The 21,689-nt window shown below is 60.6% G+C and carries 20 protein-coding genes; 12 read left to right on the forward strand and 8 right to left on the reverse strand.

Features of this window, described 5'->3' with window-relative positions; all coding sequences use genetic code 11:
* Positions 1-8: 8 nt before the first annotated feature.
* From ACQZ5G_RS12410 to ACQZ5G_RS12435, 6 genes are all read right to left on the reverse strand, one after another.
* Complete coding sequence (locus ACQZ5G_RS12410) at positions 9-1,247, reverse strand: acyl-CoA dehydrogenase family protein (RefSeq protein WP_448738151.1); 1,239 nt, start codon at positions 1,245-1,247, stop codon at positions 9-11.
* A 68-nt stretch (positions 1,248-1,315) separates the two neighbouring features.
* Positions 1,316-2,371 carry an aldo/keto reductase gene (locus ACQZ5G_RS12415; RefSeq protein ID WP_003524705.1) on the reverse strand — a complete coding sequence of 352 codons (1,056 nt, stop codon included), beginning with the start codon at positions 2,369-2,371 and terminating at the stop codon, positions 1,316-1,318.
* A gap of 18 nt (positions 2,372-2,389) precedes the next feature.
* Positions 2,390-3,325 (reverse strand): ABC transporter ATP-binding protein, encoded by a 936-nt coding sequence (locus ACQZ5G_RS12420; protein WP_448738150.1) that lies wholly within the window; start codon positions 3,323-3,325, stop codon positions 2,390-2,392.
* Positions 3,303-4,301, reverse strand: coding sequence for an ABC transporter ATP-binding protein (locus tag ACQZ5G_RS12425; RefSeq protein ID WP_448738149.1), 999 nt, complete (start codon positions 4,299-4,301; stop codon positions 3,303-3,305). Before ACQZ5G_RS12425 ends, ACQZ5G_RS12420 begins: the two co-directional genes overlap by 23 nt.
* Positions 4,298-5,293 carry an ABC transporter permease gene (locus ACQZ5G_RS12430; RefSeq protein ID WP_448738148.1) on the reverse strand — a complete coding sequence of 332 codons (996 nt, stop codon included), beginning with the start codon at positions 5,291-5,293 and terminating at the stop codon, positions 4,298-4,300. The genes ACQZ5G_RS12425 and ACQZ5G_RS12430 overlap by 4 nt, the downstream gene beginning before the upstream one ends.
* A complete protein-coding gene (locus ACQZ5G_RS12435) occupies positions 5,290-6,279 on the reverse strand; it encodes an ABC transporter permease (protein WP_035240494.1) in 990 nt (329 codons plus the stop codon). The genes ACQZ5G_RS12430 and ACQZ5G_RS12435 overlap by 4 nt, the downstream gene beginning before the upstream one ends.
* A gap of 269 nt (positions 6,280-6,548) precedes the next feature.
* On the opposite strand from ACQZ5G_RS12435, the gene ACQZ5G_RS12440 reads away from it, so the two are divergent.
* From ACQZ5G_RS12440 to ACQZ5G_RS12450, 3 genes are all read left to right on the forward strand, one after another.
* On the forward strand, positions 6,549-8,156 hold the full coding sequence (locus ACQZ5G_RS12440) for an ABC transporter substrate-binding protein (RefSeq protein WP_448738147.1): 1,608 nt from the start codon (positions 6,549-6,551) through the stop codon (positions 8,154-8,156).
* Between the two features lie 67 nt (positions 8,157-8,223).
* Positions 8,224-9,255: an ABC transporter substrate-binding protein gene (locus ACQZ5G_RS12445; protein WP_448738146.1), complete on the forward strand. Its 1,032-nt coding sequence runs from the start codon at positions 8,224-8,226 to the stop codon at positions 9,253-9,255.
* Positions 9,252-10,430, forward strand: a complete 1,179-nt coding sequence (locus ACQZ5G_RS12450) for an acyl-CoA dehydrogenase family protein (protein WP_448738145.1) — start codon at positions 9,252-9,254, stop codon at positions 10,428-10,430. The genes ACQZ5G_RS12445 and ACQZ5G_RS12450 overlap by 4 nt, the downstream gene beginning before the upstream one ends.
* Before the next feature lie 60 nt (positions 10,431-10,490).
* Here ACQZ5G_RS12450 and ACQZ5G_RS12455 read toward each other — a convergent pair whose 3' ends face one another.
* Positions 10,491-11,561 (reverse strand): LLM class flavin-dependent oxidoreductase, encoded by a 1,071-nt coding sequence (locus tag ACQZ5G_RS12455; RefSeq protein ID WP_448738144.1) that lies wholly within the window; start codon positions 11,559-11,561, stop codon positions 10,491-10,493.
* Between the two features lie 399 nt (positions 11,562-11,960).
* On the opposite strand from ACQZ5G_RS12455, the gene ACQZ5G_RS12460 reads away from it, so the two are divergent.
* From ACQZ5G_RS12460 to ACQZ5G_RS12490, 7 genes are all read left to right on the forward strand, one after another.
* Positions 11,961-12,563 carry an alpha/beta hydrolase gene (locus ACQZ5G_RS12460; protein ID WP_448738143.1) on the forward strand — a complete coding sequence of 201 codons (603 nt, stop codon included), beginning with the start codon at positions 11,961-11,963 and terminating at the stop codon, positions 12,561-12,563.
* A 264-nt stretch (positions 12,564-12,827) separates the two neighbouring features.
* Positions 12,828-13,757: a sulfurtransferase gene (locus ACQZ5G_RS12465; RefSeq protein WP_448738142.1), complete on the forward strand. Its 930-nt coding sequence runs from the start codon at positions 12,828-12,830 to the stop codon at positions 13,755-13,757.
* Between the two features lie 78 nt (positions 13,758-13,835).
* The gene (locus tag ACQZ5G_RS12470) at positions 13,836-15,017 is read left to right on the forward strand and encodes a YeeE/YedE family protein (protein ID WP_448738141.1); all 1,182 of its coding nucleotides are present in this window, start codon (positions 13,836-13,838) and stop codon (positions 15,015-15,017) included.
* A gap of 208 nt (positions 15,018-15,225) precedes the next feature.
* Positions 15,226-15,423: a hypothetical protein gene (locus ACQZ5G_RS12475; protein ID WP_003524684.1), complete on the forward strand. Its 198-nt coding sequence runs from the start codon at positions 15,226-15,228 to the stop codon at positions 15,421-15,423.
* A gap of 167 nt (positions 15,424-15,590) precedes the next feature.
* Positions 15,591-16,760, forward strand: a complete 1,170-nt coding sequence (ssuD, locus tag ACQZ5G_RS12480) for an FMNH2-dependent alkanesulfonate monooxygenase (RefSeq protein ID WP_448738140.1) — start codon at positions 15,591-15,593, stop codon at positions 16,758-16,760.
* Between the two features lie 189 nt (positions 16,761-16,949).
* Positions 16,950-17,495: a flavin reductase family protein gene (locus ACQZ5G_RS12485; protein ID WP_003524682.1), complete on the forward strand. Its 546-nt coding sequence runs from the start codon at positions 16,950-16,952 to the stop codon at positions 17,493-17,495.
* A 50-nt stretch (positions 17,496-17,545) separates the two neighbouring features.
* Entirely contained in the window at positions 17,546-18,490 is a 945-nt protein-coding gene (locus ACQZ5G_RS12490; protein WP_003524681.1) for an acyl-CoA dehydrogenase family protein, read from the forward strand.
* Between the two features lie 31 nt (positions 18,491-18,521).
* On the opposite strand, the gene ACQZ5G_RS12495 is transcribed toward ACQZ5G_RS12490, so the two are convergent.
* Positions 18,522-18,971: an RrF2 family transcriptional regulator gene (locus ACQZ5G_RS12495; protein ID WP_003524680.1), complete on the reverse strand. Its 450-nt coding sequence runs from the start codon at positions 18,969-18,971 to the stop codon at positions 18,522-18,524.
* Between the two features lie 299 nt (positions 18,972-19,270).
* Here ACQZ5G_RS12495 and ACQZ5G_RS12500 point away from each other — a divergent pair, with 299 nt between their 5' ends.
* Complete coding sequence (locus ACQZ5G_RS12500) at positions 19,271-20,275, forward strand: LLM class flavin-dependent oxidoreductase (protein WP_448738139.1); 1,005 nt, start codon at positions 19,271-19,273, stop codon at positions 20,273-20,275.
* A 22-nt stretch (positions 20,276-20,297) separates the two neighbouring features.
* On the forward strand, positions 20,298-21,638 hold the full coding sequence (locus tag ACQZ5G_RS12505) for an LLM class flavin-dependent oxidoreductase (protein WP_448738138.1): 1,341 nt from the start codon (positions 20,298-20,300) through the stop codon (positions 21,636-21,638).
* Positions 21,639-21,689 lie beyond the last annotated feature (51 nt).

Below are 21,689 nucleotides of genomic sequence, written 5' to 3' on the forward strand. Positions count from 1 at the left end.
CCGCATGGTCAGAACACCCGGCCTTCCCTGAGGTGGGTCGTGGTGCCGTTGAGGTAATAATCGCCGATGACGCGCGCCTTGTGGGCGAGCGGATTGTGATTGTAGACCGTGCGGATATTGCGCCAGTGGCGGTCGAAATTCCGCTCGCTCGATGTCGCCGAACCGCCGCCGAGTTCATAGAGATTGGTGGCGACCGTGAGCGAAAGCTGCGATGCGATGATCTGGGTACGGGCGGTGGCGAGTGAGCCTTCCAGCAGGGCTGCCTCGATCGCCTCTTCGTCCCCGGTGGCGAAGGCGGCCGCGGTGCGGTCGAGCGTTCTTGCCGCTTCGCGGATCAGCGTCTTCACCGCGAAAGCGCCGGCGCTGATTTCGCCGAGCATCTTCTGCACGAAGGGGTCCTGATTGGCGGTTTCGGCGCTGCTGTGAAGCGTCGTGCGCGCCTGGCGCAACACATACTCCACGCCGTCCTTCAGTGCGCCCTGAACGGCGCCGGCCGCCGAGGCGGCGAGATGCAGCTGCCGCATGGCCGAGCTGTGGCGGCCGATCTGGCTGCCGAGCTTGCGCGTCGTCAATTCATGCGGCAGCACCTCGACATTTTCCAGCAGAACACCGCCGCTCGCCGTCATGCGCTGGCCCATGCTGTCCCAGTCGTCGAGAATGGTGATGCCGGCGCGGTCGAGCGGAATGAGAACGCCGATCGGTTGTTCGTCATCGCCAATGGCGCTGAAGGTGCCGAAATCGGCAAAGGCCGTGCCTGTCGCATACCATTTGCGACCATTCAGCCGGTAACGGTCACCATCCGCACTCAGCCGCGTGGTGATTTCGCCGGGGCGTTTGGTGCCCTGTTCTGTGCTGGCGCCTGCGAAGAGCTTGCCGGCAAGCACATGTTCGAGATGCCGCCGGTCCTCCAGCTCAATGGGTGCGAGAGCGAGGTTTTCGGTGAAGTTGAAATGGCTGCGAAGCGCGTGAGGAATATTGCTGTCGGCTTCGCCGAGGATCATCAGCACTTCGATATAGTCGGCAATCGAGCCGCCCGGTCCGCCCTTGGCTTCGGGAACGCGCAGCGTGCCGATCTTCGCCTCCTTGATGAGGGCGAAGATATCGAAGGGCAGTTCCCGCTGGCGTTCGCGATGGGCGGCATCCTTGGCCGCGATGGCCGCAATGTCCGTTGCCCGGGCCAGAATCTCGTCACGGCTCGGTACGCCGGAATTGTCGGTGGTGGTTGTCTGTAGTTTCGGAGTGGACATTGCGGTTTTCCCTGAGCGGATGTGAGGGCCTGCGGCACGGCGCGCCGCAGGCATGGTCTTCTGGACGATCAGGCGACCGCGCGCGGCTTGAGTGCCGGGCGGTGTGCGGGCTCGAGATTGCGCGGCACGCGGCCTTCGACGGGATGGCTCGGATCGTTGAAACCGGGGGTGGAGGGGTGGCCGGTCGTCACGAGGCTGTCGACCAGCGCTTCATCTTCCGCATCGATCTTCACATCGAGCGCACGGATATATCCGTCCCAGTGCTCTTCGGTGCGCGGGCCGGTGATGGCGGCGGTGACGAACTTGTTGTTCAGCACCCAGGCAAGCGCGAAATCCGCCGCCGAAACGCCCTTCGAAGCGGCATGGGCTGCGACCTTCTGGGCGATTTCGACCGATTCCGGACGCCATTCCGTTTCCAGAACGCGCTTGTCGCCACGGCCGACGCGCGTATCGGCACCCGGCTGTTCGCCCGGCTGATATTTGCCGGTCAGCACGCCGCGTGCGAGCGGCGAATAGGACACCACGCCAAGGCCATAATGATTGGCCGCCGGCAGCTGCTCGGCTTCGGCCGTGCGGTTGACGATGTTGTAGAGCGGCTGGCTGGCAACCGGCCGGTCGATGCCGAGCTGGTCGGCCAGATGCGAAATTTCGGCGATGCGCCAGCCACGGAAATTCGAAACGCCGAAGTAACGCAGCTTGCCCGCACGGATGAGATCGGCGATGGCGCGTACCGGCTCTTCCAGCGGCGCATCGAAGACGGCGCGGTGGAAATAGAGAATGTCGATATAGTCCGTGTTGAGACGGCGCAGCGAGTTTTCGACAGTCTCGATCACCCATTTGCGCGAATGGCCGCCGAGGTTAGGGCCCTTGGTGTGGGAATTGACGAATTTCGTCGCCAGAACCCAGTGATCGCGGCTGGCCTTGATGCCGCGACCGACGACTTCTTCCGACTTGCCGTCGTGATAGACATCGGCCGTGTCAATGAAATTGATGCCCTGTTCGCGCGCCTTGTCGATGATGCGGAAGGCCACGTCATCCGGCGTCGGGCCTCCGAACATCATCGTGCCGAGGCTCAGCGGTGAAACTTTCAGCGCGCTGCGTCCGAGATAGCGATAGTCGACCATTATGGTTGCTCCTTCAAGTTATTGGGCATGGTGGCAGGCCACGGCGTGGTTCTTGCCGAAAAGGGTGTAATCCGGCGCTTTTTCGCGACAGAGCTCGGTGGCGAGCGGGCAGCGGGTGTGAAACCGGCAGCCGGATGGCGGGTTATGCGGGCTCGGCAGGTCGCCGGAAATCGGTGCCGCCTGCTTGCGGCGGGCGGGATCGGGAACGGCGGCGAGAAGCGCGCGCGTATAGGGGTGCTTCGGGGAAGCCCAGAGTTCCGATGTCGGTGCGCTTTCCACGATCTTGCCGAGATACATGACCAGCACGCGATCGGAGAAATAACGCACCACGGAAAGGTCGTGGGAGACGAAGAGATAGGACAGCGAAAGCCGCTTCTTCATCTCCACCAGAAGATTGAGGATTTGCGCCTGTATCGACAGATCGAGCGCCGAGACCGGCTCGTCGCAGACCACCAGTTCCGGTTCCAGAACCAGCGCGCGGGCAATGCCGATGCGCTGGCGCTGGCCGCCGGAAAATTCATGCGGATAACGGTCGAGCGAATCCGCCGGCAGGCCCACCTGCGCGACGATGGCTTCGACGATCTCTCGCTGGCGCGCCCTGTCGCCGATGCCGTGCACCTTCAGTGGTCCGGTGAGAATGGTGCGCACAGTCTGGCGCGGGTTGAGCGAGGCGAAGGGGTCCTGAAAGATCATCTGGATGCGGCGGCGGATGCCGCGCAGTTCGGACGATGTCATTGCCGTGACGTCGGCACCCTTGAAGGTGATCCGGCCGGAAGATGGCTCGACCAGACGCATCAGCGATTTGCCGAGCGAGGATTTGCCGCAACCGGATTCGCCCACCAGCGCCACGGTCTCGCCCGCCTCGATATCGAGGGAGACATCGTCGACGGCGCGCACGGTGCCGCGTCCGCCCGTATAATGGGTGGAAAGACTATGCACTGACAAGAGCGCCATCGGGTACCTCGTGGGATGTGGGAGCAACGAAGGGGCAGGCGGCGTAACGGCCTTGCGAGATTTGCCGCAGCGGCGGCACGAACTGCCCGCAGAAGCCGCGGGCGCTCGGACAGCGTGGCCGGAAGGCGCAGCCGCGCTCCCCCGTGGCGGAAACGATGGAGCCCGGAATCTCGATGAGCGGCCCGTCGCGATAATGCTGCCCGTCTTCCGCGCGCGGCGAGGCGGCGAGCAGGCCGCGCGTATAGGGATGGTAGGGGTTGGAGAAAACCGGTTCCGGCAATCCCTCCTCCACCTTGCGGCCGGCATACATGACCATCACCCGGTCCGCCCATTGCGCCACGATGCCAAGATCGTGGGTGATGAGGATGACGGCCATGTTGAGATCGCGGCGCAGATTGTCGAGCAGTTGCAGGATCTGCGCCTGTATCGTCACGTCGAGCGCCGTCGTCGCCTCGTCGGCGATCAGCAGTTTCGGATTGCAGGCGACGCCGATGGCGATCATTACGCGCTGGCGCATGCCGCCGGAAAGCTGGTGCGGATAATCGTCCACCCGGCGGCGGGCGTCTGGAATATTGACCAGGTCCAGAAGCTCGATGGCGCGTTTGCGCGCCTGATGCCGGTCGATCTTTTCATGGATGCGCAGCACCTCGATGATCTGCTCGCCAACCGTCAGGACAGGGTTGAGCGAGGTCATCGGCTCCTGAAAGATCATGCCGATATCCCGGCCGCGAATGCCGCGCCATTGCCGCTCGGAAAGCGGTAGCAGGTCGCGGCCCTCGAGCAGAACCCGGCCGCCGGTCTTGGCGTGGGATGGCAAAAGACCGATGAGGCCGAGCGCCGTCAGGGATTTGCCAGAGCCGCTTTCGCCGACAATGGCCAGCATTTCGCCGGGGCTGACATCGAAACTGACACCTTTCACCGGCTGGGCGGAGCCGAAGCTGACGGAGAGATCATGGACTTCGATCAATTTGCTCATCGGCGTTCCTCCGAAAAACGGGGGTTGAGCGCATCGTTGAGGCCATCGCTGATGAGGTTCAGCGAAATGACGGTGAAGACGATGGCAAGGCCGGGAAGGGCTGTCAGATACCAGGCGGTGCGGATGACATCGCGGCCGGAACCGATCATCGACCCCCAGGACACGCGGTTCGGATCGCCAAGCCCCATGAAGGAGAGTGCCGCCTCCATGAGGATCGCGCCCGCCACCATGACGGAGGAGGTGACGATGATCGGCGGCAGCGCATTGGGCAGGATTTCCTGAAAGACGATGCGCGCATGGCCGTAACCGAGGCTGCGGGCGGCGAGCACATAGTCTTTCTCGCGGATGGCGCGGAATTCGGCGCGGGTAAGTCGTGCAACCAGTGGCCAGGTGATGATGCCGATGGCCGATGTGACCGTGGTGACCGACGGCTGGGCGATGGCGACGAGCACCACCAGCAGCACGAAATTCGGCAGGGTCTGGAAGATTTCGATCAGCTTGACGAGGATATCATCAATGACGCCGCCGAAATAACCGGCGAAGGCGCCGACCGCGATGCCGATCGTGAGCCCGATCAGCGTCGCTACGACCCCGACGGTGAGCGAGATGCGCGCGCCATGCACGATGCCGGCTAGAACATCCCGGCCCATGGAATCAGTGCCGAGCGGATAGGCCACGTTCTGGCCCGGCCACAGGAACGGGCGGGCCACCATTTCCAACGGATCACCGGGATAGATCAAGGGGGCGATCAGTGCGGTGACGATGACGGTTGCGAGAAACAGCAGCCCGACGATGGCGTTTGGATTGGTGAGGAAGATTTTCAGTTCCCGCCGCAGGCCGCGCCGGGGCACGGAGACGGAGCGGGCCGAAAGTGCATCCGGCGCATGGATATAGGGCCAGGCTTTTTCTTCCGGTTTCTTCGGTTTGGGATTGTTGTCTTCGGCGCTGAGTTCGGCCGTGCCGAGGACAGCGGTGGTCTGGGAGGAATTCATCGGCTTTCTCCGATGCGGGGGTCGAGCCATGCCTGCAACAGGTCCACGGCTGCATTGACGATGATGACGACGAGGGAGGAGAGAAGCAGAATGCCCAGCAGCACGCTGAAATCCCGCGCCATGACGGCTTCGAAAGCAAGACGGCCAAGACCCGGCCAGCTGAAGACGGTTTCGACGACGACCGCGCCGCCGAGCAGGCCGCCGATATGCATGCCGGCCATGGTGGTGATGGGGATGAGCGCGTTGCGCAGGATATGGCGCGTGGTGAGCCGGAGCGGAGAGACGCCCTTGGCGCGCGCCGTGCGCACATAGTCCTGGGATTTCACTTCCAGCATCGCCGCGCGGGTAAGGCGGGCATAGATGGCCAGAAAATAAAGCGCGAGCGAAAGGGCGGGAAGAACGATATAACGCAGCCGGTCCAGCAGGGCGTTGAGACCGGTGAGGCTGCTGCCGATGGTGCTGTCGCCGCCGGAGGGAAGCCAGCCGAGCTTCACTGAGAAGGTCAGGATCAACATCAGGCCGATCCAGAAACCCGGCACGGAATAGAAGATCAGCGAACCGATGGAAATGATCCGGTCCGGCAGCTTGCCGGAAAAAAGCGCCATGATCGAGCCGAGAAACACGCCGACAAAAATCGCAATGCCGAGTGCCGCGCCCATCAGGGCGAGTGTGCCGGGCAGACGCTGGCCGATGAGGTCTGCCACCGGCATGCCGTAACGCGGCGAAAAGCCGAGGCTGAATTGCGCGAGATTGCCGAGATAATTCATAAGCTGATGCAGAACCGGCAGATCGAGCCCGAAGCGATTGCGGATTTCAGCCATGGTTTCGACGGTCGCCGAACCCGCTTCAGCGGCCAGCACATCGGCCGCATCGCCGGGCGCCAGTTGCAGCAGGAAGAAGTTCAGGATGACGATACCGAGGACCGTCGGGACGGCCTGAATGGCCACCCTTTTTGCCTGCGATAAAATCCGTTTCGAATTCGACATCGGCTCCAGTCCGTAAGCGTGGAAATATGAAATCGGCCCCAGGAGGCGTTGGTATTAGTTGACTAATTTTATGGAATTTGTCAAAGAGTAATAGAATTATTTTCTGAAATTTACGAAAATATGCGCCATAAAGAAAAGATAATTCCTGTTTATGAGAATGATTGGTTCTTCATGCCAAGCTCGTTCTCGTCTGGGGAACAAACTTCTTCCTAAACGCGGTGGTTCAGTTTGCCGGTTTTTCGCCGGTTCAATCAAGGAGAGGGTATCGCATGACTATTTTCAACCAGACGACGCGGCGTGGATTTCTGCTGGCGTCCGTGGCGCTTGGCGTGGTGTCGTTGCCGGGGCTGAAGCTCAACGCGGCGGAGCCGGCAAGCGGTGGCACGGCCACCCTGCTCATCTCATCGGAGCCGCCGGTGCTGACGACCATCGCACACACAGCCTATAATTCCGTCTATATATCGCCCAAGGTCACCGAAGGGTTGTTGACCTATGATTTTGACCTCAATCCCAAACCGCTCTTGGCCAAATCATGGGAAGTGAGCGCGGATGGTCTGCGTTACAGCTTCAAGCTGAGGCCCGGCGTGAAGTGGCATGACGGCAAGCCTTTCACCTCCACTGACGTGGCGTTCTCCATCAATACCATCAAGGAAGTGCATCCGCGCGGCCGCAATACATTCCTGAACCTCACCGAGGTCGAGACACCGGACGAACTGACGGCGGTTCTGGTTCTCTCCAAACCCGCGCCCTATCTGATCACGGCGCTCGCCGCCGCCGAAACGCCCATCGTGCCGAAACATCTTTATGAGGGTACGAAGGTGACCGAAAACCCGGTCAATCTCGCCCCCATCGGCACCGGCCCGTTCAAGTTCAAGGAGTGGGTGCGTGGCAGTCATATCGTTTTCGAGCGCAATGCCGATTATTGGGATGCGCCGCGCCCCTATCTCGACAAGCTCATCGTTCGCTTCATTCCGGACGCTTCGGCCCGGGCGATTGCCATCGAAACCGGTGAGATCGATCTCGCGCCCAGCACGCCGGTCGCCTATAGCGATCTCGACCGGTTGAAGGAGCTGCCGAGCCTCGGCTTCGAGACCAACGGCTATCAATATACCAATTCGATCAGCCGCGTGGAATTCAACCTCGAAAAGGACGTGTTCAAGGATGTCCGCGTCCGCCGTGCCTTCGCGCATGTGATTGACCGCAACGTCATCTTCAACACTGTTAATTTCGGTTATGGTGCAACGATCACCGGGCCGATCAATCCGAAGCTGACGAAATGGTTCGTGGACGATCTGAAGACCTATCCGATCGATCTGAAGGCGGCGGAAGCGCTGCTGGATGAGGCCGGATACAAGCGCGGTGCGGATGGAATCCGTTTCAAGCTTAATCTGGATTACGTGCCGAGCACCGAGGCCTATCCGCGCGGTGCGGATTATATTCGCCAGGCGCTGGCGAAGGTCGGCGTGGACGTGACGGTGCGGACGCAGGATTTCGCCACCTATACCAAGCGTATCTACACGGATCGCGATTTCGACTTTGCCTATGAGGGCATGAGCAATCTCTTCGATCCGACTGTCGGCGTGCAGCGGCTCTACTGGTCGAAGAACTTCAAGAAGGGCGTGCCCTTCTCCAATGGAGCGGCTTACAGCAATCCGAAGGTGGATGCGCTGCTGGAGGCCGCCGCCATCGAGATCGATCCGGACAAGCGCGTCGCGCAATGGAAGGAAATCCAGCAGATCCTCGTCGAGGACGTGCCGGCCATCGACATCGTCGCAGCACCGGAGATCACCATCTTCAACAAGCGTATCGCCGATCACACCATCGGTGCCGAAGGTGTGGCGGGAAGCCTCGCCTTCGCGCATATCGCCGCATCCTGATCGTCTCGCCAGACCCGGCCCCCTTTGCGGCGGGCCGGGACCTTTCCCTTTCATCGAGGCCAAAGCCATGAGCACGACACTTTCTGAAATCTGGTACACACGCTGCCCGGTGCCCACGCCCGTAGGGCTGGCGGCACAGCTCGGTTATCTCGGCGAGACCTTCGAGGAGGTCGGCATAGCGTTGAAATCCATCATCGATTCGCCTGACCGTTCCGTCCGGCAGAGCCATTTCAATCACACGCTGGAATGGTCCTTCCGCCATGGCGGCAATGTGCCGCCCATCCGCGCTCGTTCGGAAGGGCGCAATACGCGTCTCATCGGGGTGACGTGGACGGATGAGTATCAGGCAATCATCACCCTGCCGGAGACCGGTATCCGCTCGCTTGCCGATCTCGCCGGTCGCCGTTTCGGCGTGCCGCGCAGACCGGAAGGCATCGTCGATTTCATGCGCGCGACGGCGCTGAAGGGTATCGTTTCGGCGCTTTCGCTGGAAGGGCTGAAGGTCGAGGATGTCGAACTCAAGGACATCGTCATCAGGGATTCGGTGCTGGCCTCGCAGGAAGGGCCGTCGCTGTTCGGCCTGAAGCGCCGGCAATCCTTCGGTGAGGAAATCATCGCGCTGCTGCGGGGCGAGGTCGATGCGATTTTCGTGAAGGGAACGGCCGGTATTGCCGCCGCGAACCTGATCGGTGCGGTGCAGGTGGCGGAGTTCGGTTTTCATCCCGATCCTAAGATACGTATCAATTCCGGTTCGCCACGGGTACTCACGGTTGATGGACGGCTTGCCGATGAGCGCCCCGATCTGGTGCAGCGGCTGGTTGACGCTATCGGCCAGGCCTCGCTCTGGGCGGAACAGCACCCGGAGGAGACGCGCCGTTTCATCGCGCGCGAGGCCGGTGCGACGGAGGAGCAGGTTCTGGCCGCCAATGGAGCTGAGGTTCACCGCCATCTCGGTCTCGGCCTCGATGCCGATCTTGTCGGTGCCGTGGACCATTACAAGGACTTCCTGCATCAATGGGGCTTCCTTGAAAACGACTTCGATCTGGGCGACTGGATCGACGACCGTTTCGTCACGGCAAATGAAAGGGCGGTGGCATGAGCGTTGCACTTTCCGCCGTTCCGAACGCGCCGGCGCAGCGGCCAGATTCGGTCGCCGTAGCAACCGCGCTGGCCGGGGATTTCAGCCTGACTGCTGCGGACCATGATAAAAGCGGCGAATTCGCCGCCGGTAATTTCGAGGCGCTTTTCAAGTCCGGCCTGCTGGGTCTCGTCACGGCTGAAAAGGATGGCGGCTGGGGTGAGGGCATGGAAACGGCACATGCCGTCATTACGGCCATTGCCAGGGGCGACCCATCGACCGCCCTCATCCTCGCCATGCATTACAGCGTTCATGCCGCGATCGGTCGCGGCAAGTGGCCGGCAGCACTTGCTGCAAAGGTACTGGCCGCCAATAGCAGGGAACCGGCGCTCCTGAACAATGCGCAGGCGGAGCCGGGTGTCGGTTCCCCCGCCCATGGCGGCCTGCCGGAAACGACGGCGCGGATCGAGGGCGATTTTTGGGTGGTCAATGGCCGCAAGAGCTTCGTCACCGGCCTGCCGGGCCTGAAATGGGCGATCGTGCTTGCCGTGACGACGGAAGAGGCGCCGCGCCTGATCCAGCTTCTTGTTCCTCTCGATGCGGCTGGCATCGCCCAGGAAAAAGCATGGGAGGCGACCGGCATGTACGCCACAGCCAGCCATGATCTGGTGCTGGAAGATGTAAAGGTGCCGCTTGCCGACATCGTCGCCGAGCAGCCGGCGGATGAGCCGCTGCGGCGCGATGAGGCGGACGGTTATAATTTCTTCGTGCTGCTGGCTTCCGTCTATCACGGTGTCGCGCTTTCGGCGCGGGACGATCTGTTGCGCCATCTGAATGGCCATGTTCCGGCAAGCCTTGGCGCACCGCTGTCCTCCATCCCCCGCATTCAGGAAGGTCTCGGCCAGATCGAGGTGCTGCTGGCGGCGAACCGACGCCTCCTCCTCTCGGTCGCCCGCGACGTCGATGCGGGGGAGAGGGTGGGAACCGATGCGCTGGCCGTTCGCCATGTGGTCATCGACAATGCGGTGGCGGTGACGGATCTGGCGCTGGAGCTTGGCGGCAATCGCGGCCTGCGCCGGGATTACGACCTTGAGCGCCATCACCGTGACGCCATAACGGCAAGGGCGCATGCGCCGCAGAGCCATATGATCCGAACGATCCTCGGTCGTCAGAGCATCAAGGCGGCGGGCGGTTGACCGACGAAGCAAATGGGCGGCCTTGTCCGAGGCGGGCCGGCCATTTTCAAGCCACGCCCATCAATCCCGCAGCAGCGGCAGCAAGCTCTCGCCCTGCCGCTCGATTTCCTTGAGATAGGGCGTATCGGAAAGAACGAAATGGCTTATGCCCAGCGCGCGATATTTGCGCAGTGACGCCGCGACATCTTCCGCCGAACCGACAAGCCATGTGGTTCCCGCCCCGCCGCCGCCGAATTTGCCCGGCGCGGTATAGAGATTGTCGTCCAGCACGTCGCTCTGACGGTGCAAATCCAGCAGGCGGCGCTGGCCGACCGCCACGGCCTGAAGATGGTCGTTCCAGCGTACGCCATTGTTTGCGGCCATTTCGGCAACTTTCGCTTCCGCATCGCGCCATGCCTCGGCTGTGGTTTCGCGTACCAGCGTGGTGATCCGCAGGCCGAATTGCAGCGGCGGCAGATCGCGGCCAAGCTTTTCGCTGAAGTGCCTGAGCCGCTCGATCCTTTCGCGCACGCCGGCGAGCGGTTCTCCCCAGAAAAGCTGCACATCGGCCTCGGTTGCGGCAACCTGCTCGGCTGCTTCGGAAGCGCCGCCGAAATAGAGTTTGGGATGCGGCCTGCCTTCGCGCGCGGCGATGCGTGGCGAAACGGTGGAGTTCGTCACCCGGAAATGATCGCCATTAAAAGTGACGTTTTCCTCGGTCCAGAGCCGCCGCACCAGCCGCATGAATTCTTTCGTGCGGGCATAACGCTGCGTCTGATCGCCTTCTTCATCGCCATAGGCGGCAAGCTCATCCCTGCCGGAAACGATGTTGATCCGAACTCGACCGCCGGAAAGCTGGTCGAGCGTGGCGGCGGCCGATGCGAGGTTGGCGGGCTTCCAGTAGCCGGGACGGATAGCGATCAGCGGCTCGAATGTGGTGGTGCGGGCCGCAAGCGCCGCCGCCACCGTAAATGTATCCGGACGTCCCCAGCCGGTGCCGAGCAGCGCGCCTTTCCAGCCATGGGTTTCAAGCGCCCTGGCATGGCTCGTCAATGTATCGAGACTGTTGTGGTTTTCGCTGACGGCGTCGCCCCGGTGGCCGGGTTTGACGTCATTGGGGATGTACCAGAGAAATTCGCTTGTGCTGCTCACATTATCCGCCTGAATTTTCGTTTTATGGTGCGGTGGGTGGCCCTGCTGACGTTTGGCCTTCACCGCTTGGGCCTACGGGAGGTGCAAGCCTCCGCAGCTGCGAGAATGGCAAAGCGGCGGCGGCCCGGCGAAGCAGCGACGTTTCTTTTGTTATGCGGCGGAGGAAAAGCTTTCCGTCTGGAAAGCCTATATTGCACATATTTTCTATATAAAAAATTTAAGTAAATGATTCCCCCCTGATCGATATTATCTGCATCGATGAGAACGCATTTTCTTCATGATCGAAATTGTCTGGATCGATTTTTCGCGAGGCTTCGAAAGGTGAGCAAGGCAATAGTCGACGGAAATCGCGAAATTCACCATGCTTGCGACATACCGCCCACAACCTATGGAGCAGGCATGTGTACCACCTTGATTGTCCCTGGCCTGAATGGTTCGGATGAAGGACATTGGCAGCGGCACTGGTTGCTGGATGATCCCGACTCGCGGCTGGTCGATCAGGACAATTGGCAATGCCCGGTTCTCGAGGACTGGCTCGATCGTCTCGAGGCCGCGCTGGCGACAGTCGAAAGCGCTTATATCGTCGCCCACAGCCTCGGTTGCCTGTTGGTGGCGAATATGGCCTCTCGCCCCTCGGCCGCCAAAATCAAGGGCGCGCTTCTCGTCGCACCCGCTCATCTCAACCGCGTGGAGGCGATGCATCCCTGTATCGTCCGGTTCGGTGCGTTTCCGCAGCAACCGCTTGCGTTTCCCAGCCTCGTCGTGGGCAGCATGAACGATCCCTATATGGATTTCGAAGAGCTCGCGCGCAGTGCGAGCATGTGGGGGAGCGATCTCATCAATCTCGGCGCCGTCGGACATATCAATATTGCCAGCGGCTACGGACGATGGCCGGAGGGTTATGCTCTTCTCGAACGGTTGAAGGCAGATGGCGCACCCGCAAAGGCGGTGGCCGGATCGAGGCTGCGCAGATTGACTGCCCTGGGCGACGCGCATTTTTAGAGAAAGGCCGAGGCTTTCCAGCCTTCCTTGCCGAATGGGATGAGTGCGGGTTGGTTGATCGCTTCTTTTGGTTTTTTTGCATCGTTTGCAACCTTTGAGCGCTTTATCGGCGATTTTTACCGATTAAATTTTGAATTTCGCCTGAAGATTGTTTTTGAGTGGCCGCATTTATTTTCCATAAAAATATAGAAAAGCATTTCTTCGCTCCGGTCGGTTTTGCCGTCACCTTTCATTGGTCATCAAATCAGGGAAAGGGGTAAGGAAATGTCCAGGATCAAGCTTGTAACGTCGGCTCTCGGCGGGTTGTTTTTGTCGACGATATCGTTGGCCACGGCCGGGGCTTCGGAAGCGCTGGTAACAGCCGACTGGCTGAAGGAAAATCTCGACAATCCGAAAGTGCGGGTCTTTGAAGTCAGCGTCGATACGGGTGTCTATGAGCGCGGGCATATTCCCGGTGCGGTGAGCCTCAACTGGCATACGGATCTCGTCGACAAGGAAAAACGCGACATTGCCGCGCGCGATAATTTCCAGTCCCTGCTGCAGAAGGCCGGCGTGGGTGACGATACGACGATCGTTCTATATGGCGATAACAACAACTGGTTTGCCGCCTGGGGGGCGTGGATTTTCGAAACCTACGGTCTGGGCGACCGGGTGAAATTGCTGGATGGCGGCCGCAAGCTCTGGGAAGCGCAGGGACTGCCTTTCGACACATCCGCACCGGCAACGGCCGAAACGAAACTGAAGCTTGCCGAGCCCGACACCTCGGTCCGGGCGCGCTTTGTGGACGTCGTTGCGGTGGCCGAGGGCAAGCACAACATCAAGCTGGTGGATATCCGCTCGGCGGATGAATATTCCGGCAAGATTTTCGCGCCGGATGGCGTCAAGGAGCTGTCCGTCCGGGCCGGCCACATCCCCGGTGCCGTCAATGTTCCGTGGGGCACAATCGTCAACAAGGATGGAACCTTCAAATCGGCCGAAGAGATCAAGGCGATCTATGCCGAGAAGGGCGTCGACGGCTCGGCGCCCATCATCACCTATTGCCGCATCGGCGAGCGCTCCAGCCACACCTGGTTCGCGCTGAAAAAGATCCTCGGTTACGACGTCCGCAATTATGACGGTTCCTGGACCGAGTACGGCAATGCGGTCGGTGTGCCGATCAGCAATCCGACGGGAACGGTCTGGACGGGCAAATAAGCCTTAGCTGCCTTCATCCGTGAGCCGGCGCATCGGGTGGCGCGCCGGCATCCATTCTTCCGACCTCGCCGGTATTCCATGCGCTCGACCCTTTCCCGCCTCGTGGCGTTTGCCATCTTATGTGCCGTGACGGTTGCTGCTTATCGATTGGAGCTGCTTGAGAATGGCAGGCCACTTGCCTTTTCTCTTCTGGCCGGGGCCGCTTTCGGCATCGTGATGCAGCGCGGACGGTTCTGCTTTCTCTGCAATTTTCGCGATTTCATCGACGGCAGGCGTTCGGACGGTGTTGTGGCTATTCTTGTCGCCCTGCTGGCGGGCGTGGTGTTTTACCAGATCGTCACCGCGGCGTGGATGCCGGTGCCGCAACCCGGCCGCCTGCCGCCCAATGCGCATATTGGGCCCGTTGGCTGGATTCTGGCGGTGGCGGCGACCGTTTTCGGTTTCGGTGCAGCGCTCTCCGGCTCCTGTCTGTCAGGGCATTTTTACCGGTTGGGTGAGGGGGCCTTCGGTTCCGTGCTTGCCATAGTGGGAGCGGGGGTCGGCTTCCTGCTGGCGTTTCTCAGCTGGAATTTTCTCTATACGGTCAGCATTTTCGACGATTGGCCCATCTGGTTGCCGCATCATCTGGGATACGGCCCGGCGCTGCTGATTGCCGGCGCTGTGTTGATCGTTCTGATCCTTCTCGTTCTGTTTTTCGATAAAACCGCCCCCGCTTCTGCGACCGCGGCCCCGGAAAACCGGCTGCAACAGGCATTCCGAAGCGTTTTCATCGACCGCTGGCCGCCCGTCGTCACAGGGGTTCTCGTCGCGGCCATCAGCGCCTTTTCCTATTTCCGTGTCGCGCCGCTCGGGGTGACGGCCGAACTCGGCAGCATCGTCAGAACGGCAGGGGCTGCGGCGGGCTGGGTGCCGGAAACGCTTGCGGGGCTCGACACGGTGCGGGGATGCATCAGTGCCGTTAAAACGACGATCCTGTCGCCGAACGGCCTCTTCGTTTCGGGACTGATATTTGCAAGTCTCGCGTCTGCGCTTTCATCAGGAAAATTTCAGCCCGCATGGCCTTCCGCCGGTGGGTTGGCGACACGGTTTGCCGGTGGCGTGCTGATGGGCTGGGGCGGTATGACCGCGCTTGGCTGCACCATTGGCGTGCTGCTGTCGGGCATCCATGCGGGCGCGCTTTCCGGTTGGGTATTTCTTGTTTTTTGCGGTTTGGGCGCATTTGCCGGCCTTTTTCTCAAGCGCCGGTTTGCCCTGCCGTGAGGCCGGACACCTGAAAATCACCGCCGTCGCAAGATGAAGCGGCGATGGCCCCATTATCGGCGGCCGGAAACGGATTTTTTCTCGCCGCCGCAACCTTAGTCCACATTTGCCGGCGATCCTCCAATTATAGAATAGTAATTTTATGGAAAATATTGACGATTTGGGACGGTCGCCCGAGGATAAGGGGAGTTGAGCAAAGGAGGCGCACATGCCGCAGGGACTTCATGCGTTTACTTTCGATCTGTTCGGTTTGACCCGGCGTCAGCCGCGGGAAGAGGAACAGGTCAGCCTTCATCCTCTGGATCATTCCGGACGCATCAGGCAGGAGAAAAGCGATCTCGAACTCGAACGGGAAGAGATTTGCGAAATGAACTTTGCGATGCTCGGCCTTTATCCGGTCTTCTGACGACCATCAGCGAGGGCTCCTTTTCTCTTCGAAGCGCGGTTTATCCGGGAGAGAAACTCTCCTCGCCGGATAGAAATTGGAACAAAATTTCTTAAACGCGCCGGGGAATTGGCTACCCTTTTATCATCAAGCGCATTGCCCGAGGGCAGATTGCAGAGGACCTGCCGATGAGCACATCCGATAAACCACTCGATTTTCTGTGGTTCATACCCACCTCAGGCGATGGCAGCTATCTGGGCTCGGATGATCTTTCGCGTCCTGCCGATCCCGGCTATTTCCGGGAAATAGCCCAGGCCGCCGATCGGCTCGGTTATTCAGGCGTGCTCATCCCCACCGGTGTCGCCTGCGAAGAATCCTTCATCCTTGCGGCCAATCTCGCCGCCTATACCGAGAAGCTGAAATTCCTTGTCGCCATCCGTCCGGGCGTCGCTTCGCCCGCCTATTATGCGCGGCTTGCTTCGACGCTTGATCGCGTTTCCCATGGCCGGCTGCTTCTCAACATCGTGGTTGGCGGCAGCGCGCAGGAATTGGCCGGTGACGGCATTTTCCTGCCGCATGACGAGCGTTACGATCACGCCGGGGAGTTCTTCCAGGTGTTCAATTCGCTGATTGAAACCGGCAAGGGAAACCTCGACGGCAAATATATCAAGGCGGTGGACGCAAAACTCGGCCTGCCGCCGGTGCAGGAACCGCGACCGCCTATTTATTTTGGCGGCTCCTCCGATGCCGGCATCGAGTTTTCGGCCGGTATCACCGACAAATATCTCACCTGGGGCGAACCGCCGGCGCAGGTGGCTGAAAAAATCGCCAAGGTGCGCGCCGCCGCCGCCAAAAAAGGGCGGGAGGTTACCTTCGGTATCCGGCTGCATTTCATCGTTCGCGAAACAGACGAGGAAGCGTGGGCCGATGCCGACCGGCTGATCTCGAAGCTTTCCGACGAAACCATCGCATCCGCTCAGGAGGTCTTCTCCAAGGCTTCGGATTCCGTCGGGCAGGCGAGAATGCAGGCGCTGCACAATGGCCGGCGCGACCGGCTGGAAGTCTCGCCGAATTTATGGGCGGGCATCGGTCTCGTCCGTTCGGGTGCGGGCACGGCGCTGGTCGGTTCGCCGAAGACGGTGGCGGCGCGCCTCAGGGAATATCAGGCGCTGGGCATCGATACCGTCATCGCCTCGGGTTATCCGCATCTGGAGGAAGCCTATCGGCTATCCGAACTGCTGTTTCCGGAAATCGGCCTTGGCGGACCCCGCAACCAGATACGATCTTCTTTCGGCACGAAACAGGTTTTCGGCGGCGGCGGTCATGGCGGTAACGTCAAGTTGGTGTCCGGATCCTGATCCATCGACGGGAGGCGACCTGTGCCTCCCACCTTTTAGGCAGGTATCCTTGCGGCGGGGCGAAATCGGACGGCGGCACATAAAACATTATTTCTATAGAATATTATCATTATGGAAAACGATGTCTATTTCACCCCCCGCCGCCGCTGCTAGCTATTGAACAATTCAGCTGTTTTCAGGAGCAACCCGATGACATTGCAATATGCGGCCAAGGATCAACAATTCATCAACCTCCGCGACCCGGTCGCCGGCAAGGCGGCGGATGCCGACAGCCTCAAGGCGGCGCTGAGAACGCTGGGCGGCGGTGTCAGCGTGATTACGGCGGGTGAGGGCGACGAGCGAACGGGCGCGACCGTGACCTCGGCCACCGCTTTGTCGGTCGATCCGCCGCGCATTCTGGTGGCGCTCAACCGCTCCTCATCCACATGGCCGGTGGTGCAGCGTTTCGGTCATCTCGCCGTCAACATCGTCGGGGCGAACCATCAGTTCGTCGCCAATCAGTTTGCCGGCATCGGCGGCCTGAAGGGCCCGGACCGGTATCGCGGTGCGGAATGGACCCGGCTGTCGAGCGGTGCGCCCATTCTCGAAGACGCTGTTGCCGCGATCGATTGCACCATTGAAGAGACGATCGAACGGCACAGCCATGTCATCGTCATCGGCAAGGTTGAGGCGATCCGCATCGGCTCCGGCCATTCGCTGCTCTATCAAAACGGGCGTTATCATTCTCTGGACTGAGCGCCGGCCATTCGGCGCTTTCACTTTGTCATTGTTTGAGGGAGTTGAGCATGGGATCCGTCACGCCTCTCGGCGAAAGACTTCGTTTCGTTCCTCCACGCCTCGGCGCGGATATCGATGTGCTGACCGTTGCCCGGACGATCGCCGAAAACTGCGCCGTTGAAAGTCCCGGGCAAATCCATGCGCGGATCGCCCGTTCCGGTCTTCTTGCTCTTTCCGTTCCAACGGAACTGGGCGGGACAGACATCACCAATGATGTTCTCTCGCAGGCGCTCGCCATCATTTCCGCAGCCGATGCGGCGGCGGCGCATGATCTCGTCGAACATTTCACCGCGCTTGAATTCATCAGGAATGCGGGCAGCGAAGACCAGCGCAAGGCACTTTTCGCCCGTCTCGATCTTGGCGAGACCTTCGCACTGGCAATATCTGCCGCGGATCTGGATCAGGCGGTTACGGTGACGGAAGACGACTACGCCCTGCGGCTTCCCGATGACGTTGCGGGGTCGGTGAGGGGTGACGCGGACTGGATTGTCGTGCCGGCCGTCAACACGGCCGGGCAGCCTTTGCTTGTCGTTCTGCGCAACCGCCCCAATACGTCATGGGAAGGTCTGTTACGCGCCGATCAGGTGGTGTTCCTGGCTCAGGGAGCCGGAAATCTGGCCGTTTCCGTTTCCACCCTTTTGAAAGCCGCAGTGGCTCTGGGGCAAAAGCAGCGTGAACTTTCGGCGCTGCTGATCGACAGGCTGGCCGGCGATGGTGCGGCGCGGCCCGTGATAGGCGAAATATTTCTCGCCATCGAGCTCCTGAAGGCGCAGATATCCAGCCTTGCGGCCAATATCGATGCGGCGCAGGTGGGAGCGGAAAACGTCACCTTTCGCTCGGTTCGCAACAATGCCATCACGCTTGAAATCCTGATGGCGCGCCTCGGTCTTGTCGAAGGCGTCAGTGAAGCCGGGCTGATCGCGTCGCTGGACGACGATCTGCGCAGGCAATAGGCAAAGCTCGAATGAAGGGCCGCGCGGAATCCTATTCGCCGGCCGGAATGGAGCGAGCGTTCTGCCCGTCCTTGGCCACGAATTGTGCGAGTGTCATGTTGTCCAGAATGGTTGCGATGGCGTCACGCACGTCCGTCATCGAAACCCTGACCTGACAGGTCTCCGGATCATCGCAGTCGTCACAGGCTTCAAAAGCCGTGCGGCTTGCACAGCGGATGGGGGCCAGGGGACCGTCCAGCGTGCGGATGACTTGCCCGATCATGATTTCGGATGGCATTTTAGACAGCGAATAACCGCCATTCGGCCCCTTCTTGGAGCGCAGAATGCCGCTATTGCGCAGCTCCAGAAGAATAGTATCCAGGAATTTTTTCGGGATATTGTTGCGGGCCGCAATTTCGGTCACGAAGGCGGTCTCGCCCTGGGGCAGCCGCGCCAGATCGACAAGAGCCTTTAATCCATATTTGCCTTTTTTGGTCAACATCGCATGATCCGAAAAGAGAGTCGGCACGTTTTATAGCGCCGGGCCATATTCCTAACTTACTAAGTAGTTTTTAGCGAATTCCGGCGCAAGCCCGTTTCGTCCGGGTTTGGCGCGGAAAACGGCTTGTTGCAGCCTTTTTGGTCCATTCCTTCGGCTCTACCAATGGCTTTGCCAGGGCCGGCTTCCGAAAACATCACTGAAAACAATATTTTCTCTGATCGCGCTGCAACGTGGAACGATCATCCTTTATTAGAATATAAAATCGGTAGACAAAGTATGCATCAAAGACACGCGAGGTGATGATGTATACGCTCAGTTTGCTGGACAAGAGCCCGGTTCCGACGGGTGAGGACGCGGCGAGTGCATTCCGCGATACGATCAATCTTGCCAGACGCGCCGAAGAGCTGGGTTACCGCCGTTTCTGGGTGGCCGAACATCACAATTCGCCGGAGCTTGCCGGTTCCGCACCGGAAGCGCTGGTTGCGTGGATATTGGCGAAGACCTCCCACATCCGCGTCGGCTCGGGCGGCGTCATGTTGCAGCACTATAGCCCTTACAAGGTCGCCGAGGTTTTCAACGTGCTGTCGTCGCTCGCGCCGGGCCGGGTCGATCTCGGCATCGGCAAGACACCGGGCGGGTTGCCGCTGGCGACGTCGGCCTTGCAGCAGGCCTATGATCCTGCCCGTAAACCCGATTTCGAAACGGCCTTCAGTGAACTCACCACGTTTTTGTCCGGCGCCGCGCCGCAGGACCACGCACAGGCCGGGCTGCGGGCAACACCTGCGCCGCCGGTCGCTGCGGAACGATTCCTGCTCGGCGCCAGCCCGGAAAGCGCAAGACTTGCGGCTTCAAGGGGATGGAATTTCGTCTTTGCCGGCCACCTCAATGGCGATGCGGAGGTTCTTCGCCGCAGCCTCTCGGCTTTCCGGGAAGAAAGCGGCGGAAGCGCTCCGATCCTTGCTTTGTCGGCTTTTGCGGCCAGTGACCCCGCCCATGCCGCGAGACAGGTGGAAGGTCAGCGCATCTACCGGGTATTCCTCAGCGACGGCAGGGCGTTCAACCTTGGCCGGCGTGAACAGGCGGAGGAATTCGCCCGCCAGTCCGGGGATGCCGATTACCGCATCGAAGAGCGCAAGCCGAACGTCCTGCATGGTGGGCCGGAGGATATTCACAAGGCGCTTCGTTCGCTTTCCGAAGAGCACGGCATCGAGGAATTCATCATCGAGCCGCCGCATGTCGGTGCCGATCAGCGGCTTGCCTCGATAGAACTGCTTGCCACGCATCGCCTTTCCCGGGCGGCGTAATTTTCTCTGAGGAGGGAATGACATGACGAGAAAGAAAATCCGTTTCGGCATCATGCTTCAAGGCCCCGGCGGGCACATGAATGCCTGGCGGCACCCCAAAAGCCCGGTGGATGCCAGCGTCAATTTCGACTTTTTCAGGAAGACCGCGTTGAAGGCGGAAGCGGCGGGCATCGCCTTCGCTTTCGTGGCGGATGGGCTCTATATCAATGACAAGTCGATCCCGCATTTCCTCAACCGGTTCGAGCCGCTGACGATCCTTTCGGCGCTCGCCTCCGTGACCTCGAAGATCGGTCTCGCCGGCACCGTTTCGACCTCCTATAGCGACCCCTTCACCATTGCCCGCCAGTTCGCCTCGCTCGATCTCCTGAGCGGCGGCCGCGCCGGGTGGAATGCCGTGACGACGCCGCTTGAAGGTACGGCGAAGAACTACAGCCGCAACCACCCCGAACATGCGCTGCGTTACGAGATTGCCGACGAATATCTCGAAGTGATCAAGGGCCTGTGGGATAGCTGGGACGATGACGCTTTCCTGCGCAACCGCGAGACGGGACAGTTCTTCGACCGCGCCAAACTCCATACGCTCGGCCATAAGGGCCGCTTCTTCCAGGTGGAAGGCCCGCTCAATATCCAGCGTTCGCCGCAGGGGCAGCCGGTCGTATTCCAGGCCGGTTCCTCCGATGCCGGCATCGGTCTTGCGGGCAAACATGCGGACGCGGTCTTCACCAATTCCGCTTCGCTGGAGGAAAACCAGACCTTCCTCAAGCGCGTGAAACAGAGCGCCGTCGCGCAGGGCAGGTCCGCTGCCGATGTGAAGATTTTCCCCGGCATCGGCCCGATCGTTGGCGAGACGCAGGAGGAAGCGGAGGCGAAATACGACGTCATCCGCAACCTCATCACCATCGAGGATGCGCTGGCCTATCTCGGCCGTTTCTTCGATCATCACGATTTCAGCGTCTATCCGCTGGATGAGCCTTTCCCCGAACTCGGCGAGATCGGCAAGAACAGTTTCCGCTCCACGACCGACCGCATCAAGCGGCGGGCAAAGGAAAAGAACCAGACGCTGCGTGAGGCGGCGCTGGAGGCAGCGACCCCGCGTGAAGGTTTCATCGGCACCCCGGACAAGGTGGCCGACGAAATCATCCGCTGGGTGGAGCACGATGCGGCCGATGGCTTCATTCTGGGATTCCCGGTAATTGCCGAGGGACTGGACGATTTCATCCGCCTCGTCATCCCGGTGCTGCAGCGGCGCGGTTATTTCGATCCGCATCTGGAAGGGGTGACGCTGCGCGACCATCTCGGCCTGCCTTTCAGGGAAAGCGTCTATTCCCGCCACGAAAACGGGTCGGACAAGGCCATCGCCTGAGCTTGCAGCCGGGCGGAGACGATTGCCGCCCGGTGCAGATTTCAAGACGCG

This window comes from Agrobacterium sp. 22-214-1 (assembly GCF_053522465.1).